This window comes from Escherichia sp. E2661 (genome assembly GCF_004745185.1).
GTDB lineage: Bacteria > Pseudomonadota > Gammaproteobacteria > Enterobacterales > Enterobacteriaceae > Escherichia.
Genome location: NZ_PDIG01000071.1, coordinates 1 through 757 on the forward strand (window position 1 = coordinate 1; position 757 = coordinate 757).

The 757-nt window shown below is 53.5% G+C and carries 2 rRNA genes; both read right to left on the reverse strand.

Annotated elements, in window-relative coordinates:
* Positions 1–58: 58 nt before the first annotated feature.
* Positions 59–174, reverse strand: a 5S ribosomal RNA gene (gene rrf, locus CRI63_RS23685).
* A gap of 97 nt (positions 175–271) precedes the next feature.
* Positions 272–757 (reverse strand): 23S ribosomal RNA (locus CRI63_RS23690); the annotation flags it as partial.

The window sequence follows — 757 nt, forward strand, 5'->3', positions numbered from 1 at the left end:
CTCCACCGAATTCTTTTACAACCACCGGTTTTATGACCGGCTTACTGCTTAATTTGATGCCTGGCAGTTCCCTACTCTCGCATGGGGAGACCCCACACTACCATCGGCGCTACGGCGTTTCACTTCTGAGTTCGGCATGGGGTCAGGTGGGACCACCGCGCTACGGCCGCCAGGCAAATTCTGTTTTATTAACCCGCTTACGCCGGTTAATCTAATCTGTTATCAAGCTTACTTATCGATGTCTCATCCGCCAAAACATCTTCGGCGTTGTAAGGTTAAGCCTCACGGTTCATTAGTACCGGTTAGCTCAACGCATCGCTGCGCTTACACACCCGGCCTATCAACGTCGTCGTCTTCAACGTTCCTTCAGGACCCTTAAAGGGTCAGGGAGAACTCATCTCGGGGCAAGTTTCGTGCTTAGATGCTTTCAGCACTTATCTCTTCCGCATTTAGCTACCGGGCAGTGCCATTGGCATGACAACCCGAACACCAGTGATGCGTCCACTCCGGTCCTCTCGTACTAGGAGCAGCCCCCCTCAGTTCTCCAGCGCCCACGGCAGATAGGGACCGAACTGTCTCACGACGTTCTAAACCCAGCTCGCGTACCACTTTAAATGGCGAACAGCCATACCCTTGGGACCTACTTCAGCCCCAGGATGTGATGAGCCGACATCGAGGTGCCAAACACCGCCGTCGATATGAACTCTTGGGCGGTATCAGCCTGTTATCCCCGGAGTACCTTTTATCCGTTGAGCGA